The sequence below is a fragment of the Streptomyces torulosus genome, from assembly GCF_001419765.1.
Taxonomy (GTDB): domain Bacteria; phylum Actinomycetota; class Actinomycetes; order Streptomycetales; family Streptomycetaceae; genus Streptomyces; species Streptomyces torulosus.
Window position 1 is genome coordinate 1 of the sequence record NZ_LIRK01000283.1, and the last position, 3,635, is coordinate 3,635.

Here is a 3,635-nt window from a genome sequence, read left to right on the forward strand (position 1 = left end):
GTCGCCAACCGGGGCGAGATCGCCGTCCGTGTCCTCCGTACCGCCCGCGACCTGGGCCTCCGCACGGTCGCCGTGTACTCCGACGCCGACCGCGCCGCACCCCACGTCCGCCTCGCCGACACAGCCGTACGGCTCGGCCCGGCTCCCGCGCAGGAGTCGTACCTCGACGCCGACCTGGTGCTGAGGGCGGCGAAGGACGCGGGCGCGGGCGCCGTCCACCCCGGCTACGGCTTCCTGTCCGAGGACGCCGCCTTCGCCCGCCGCTGCGCGGACGCCGGGATCGTGTTCGTGGGGCCCACCCCGGAGCAGCTGGAGCTGTTCGGCGCGAAGCACACCGCGCGGGCCGCCGCCGAGGCCGCGGGCGTCCCACTGCTCCCCGGCACCGGCCTGCTGGCCTCCCTCGACGAGGCCCTCGACCGCGCCGAGGCCGTCGGTTACCCGGTGATGCTGAAGGCCACCGGCGGCGGGGGCGGCATCGGTATGTCGGCCTGCCGCTCCGCCGCCGAACTGGCGGAGGCGTGGGCGCGGGTGCAGCGGGTCGCCGCCGCCTCGTTCTCCTCCGCCGGTGTCTATCTCGAACGTCTCGTCGAGCGCGCTCGCCATGTCGAGGTGCAGGTCTTCGGCGACGGCGAAGGCCGCGTCGTCACCTTCGGCGACCGCGACTGCTCACTGCAGCGCCGCCACCAGAAGGTCGTCGAGGAGGCCCCGGCCCCCGGCCTGCCCACCGCCGTACGCGAGCGGCTCGCCACGTCGGCACGCGACCTCTGCGCGAGCGTCGCCTACCGCTCCGCCGGAACCGTCGAGTTCGTGTACGACCCGGAGCGCGGCGAGGCGTACTTCCTGGAGGTCAACACCCGCCTCCAGGTGGAGCACCCGGTGACCGAGGAGACCCACGGCGTCGACCTCGTCGCCTGGATGCTGCGCCTGGCACGCGGCGAGTCGGACGTCGTCCGCGACCCGGGGCCGCCCCGCGGCCACGCCGTCGAGGCCCGGATCTACGCCGAGGACCCCTCCCGCGAACACCGTCCGAGCGCGGGCCTGTTGACGCGGGTGGAGTTCCCGCAGGGCGTCCGCGTGGACGGCTGGGTGGAGACCGGCACCGAGGTGACCACGTCGTACGACCCGCTGCTCGCCAAGGTCGTCGCCCATGGACCGGACCGCGCCCACGCCCTGCGCCGGCTCGACGAGGCGCTGTCCCGGACCCGGATCGACGGCATCGAGACCAACCTGGGGCAGCTCAGGGCCGCCCTGCAAAGCCCTGACCTGCGGCGGGCCACCCACTCCACCGCCACTCTCGCGACCGTGGGCGACCCGACGCCCCGTATCGAGGTGCTCTCCGGCGGCACCCTCACCACCGTGCAGGACTGGCCAGGACGCACCGGGTACTGGCAGGTCGGCGTCCCGCCCTGCGGTCCCATGGACGACCTGTCCTTCCGCCTCGGCAACACGGCGCTCGGCAACCCCGAGGGCGCACCGGGCCTCGAATGCACCCTGCGGGGGCCGTCCCTGCGGTTCACCCACGCCACCACGGTGTGCGTGACGGGTGTCCCGGCCCCGGTGACCGTGGACGGCTCACCCGTGCCGCAGTGGGAGCCGGTGACGGTGCCCGCCGGCGCCGTACTGGCCGTCGGCGCCCCCACCCGACACGGCCTGCGCACCTACGTGTCGTTCTCCGGGGGCGGCCTGGACGTGCCGTCGTTCCTCGGCAGCGCGGCCACCTTCACCCTGGGGCGCTTCGGCGGCCACGGCGGCCGGGAGCTGCGGACGGGCGACGTGCTGCACGGCGGAGGGGTCACCGAAGGCAGCCCCGTACCGGCCGGGGCCCGCCCGGTGTTCGGCTCTACCTGGCAGGTGGCCGCCCTCGAAGGGCCGCACGCGGCACCGGAGTTCTTCACCGAGGAGGACATCCACGAGTTCTACGCCGCCGACTGGAAGGTCCACTTCAACTCGGCCCGCACCGGCGTACGGCTGGTCGGCCCGAAGCCGCGCTGGGCGCGGAGCGACGGCGGCGAGGCGGGTCTGCACCCCTCCAACATCCACGACACCCCGTACTCGGTCGGCGCCGTCGACTACACCGGCGACATGCCGGTCCTGCTCGGCCCCGACGGCCCGTCGCTCGGCGGTTTCGTCTGCCCGGCCACGGTGATCTCCGCGGAACGCTGGAAACTGGGCCAGCTCCGCCCGGGGGACACGGTCCGCTTCCTGCCCGTCGCCGACGACGCCTCGCCCCGCCCCGCGATCGTCGACGGCGGTGTCCTGGCGCGGGACGGCGAGGTGACGTACCGCCGCAGCGGCGACGACAACCTGCTCGTCGAGTTCGGCCCCATGCAACTGGATCTGGGTCTGCGGATGCGGGTGCACGCCCTGATGGAGGCGGTGGCCGAGACGGGCCCCGACGGCGTCACCGACCTCACCCCCGGCATCCGCTCCCTCCAGATCCGCACCGACCCGGCGCGGCTCCCCCTGCCCGAACTCCTGGCCGCCGTAAGGAGGATCGTCTCCTCCCTGCCTCCTGCGGACGAGCTGGTCGTCCCCTCCCGCACGGTCCACCTGCCCCTGTCCTGGGACGATCCCGCGACCCGTGAGGCCATCGCCCGCTACATGGCCGGTGTCCGCGACGACGCGCCCTGGTGCCCGTGGAACATCGAGTTCATCCGCCGCGTCAACGGCCTGGAATCGGTGGCGGACGTCTACGACACGGTGTTCGCCGCCGAGTACCTGGTCCTGGGCCTGGGCGATGTGTACCTGGGCGCGCCGGTGGCGACCCCGCTCGACCCGCGCCACCGCCTGGTGACGACGAAGTACAACCCCGCCCGCACCTGGACCGCCGAGAACTCGGTGGGCATCGGCGGCGCGTACCTGTGCGTCTACGGCATGGAGGGGCCCGGCGGCTACCAGTTCGTCGGCCGCACCACCCAGGTCTGGTCCCCCTGGCAGCAGCGCGGCGCCTTCGAGGCGGGCTCCCCGTGGCTGCTGCGCTTCTTCGACCGTGTGAAGTGGTATCCGGTGGACGCGGACGAACTCCTCGCCCTGCGGGCCGACATCATCTCCGGCCGCTTCGTCCCGCGGATCGAGGAGGGCGAGTTCTCCCTCGCCGACCACCAGCGGTTCCTCGCCGAACACGCCGACTCCATAGCCGAGTTCAGGTCCCGCCAGCGGTCCGCCTTCGCCGCGGAACGAGCCGCGTGGGAGGCCGCCGGTGAGTTCGCCCGAGCGGAGGCCGCCACCGCCGCACCGGTGCCCCCGACGGAGATCGACGTCCCGGCGGGTGGGCGGGTGATCGAGGCGGAGTTCGCCGCGTCGGTCTGGCAGCTCCACGTCCGGCCCGGCGACCGAGTGACCACCGGCCGGCCCCTGCTGACCCTGGAGGCCATGAAGATGGAGTCCCGCGTCCACTCCCCGCTGAACGGCGTGGTCCACGAGACCCTGACCGTCCCGGGCGCCCAGGTCCAGGCGGGCACGCCGCTCCTCGTCCTGACACCCGACACCGACTGATCGGGGCTCAGCCCGCACGCCCGACGGACCGTCCCAGCCCAGGAGCACCGATGCCGCACCCCTCGCCCTCCCCGTCCCCGTCCCTGGCCCGAGTCCGCCTGGCGTACGCGCGCCTCGACGCGGTGCACCGCCCCGAGGTC

General features: G+C 74.1%; 1 protein-coding gene. It reads left to right on the top strand.

Annotated features, from left to right (window positions below; all coding sequences use genetic code 11):
- Positions 1 to 3,495 (top strand): 5-oxoprolinase/urea amidolyase family protein (locus AOK23_RS20305; RefSeq protein ID WP_063791369.1); only part of this gene is annotated, 3,495 nt, incomplete at its 5' end.
- Between the last annotated feature and the right edge of the window lie 140 nt (positions 3,496 to 3,635).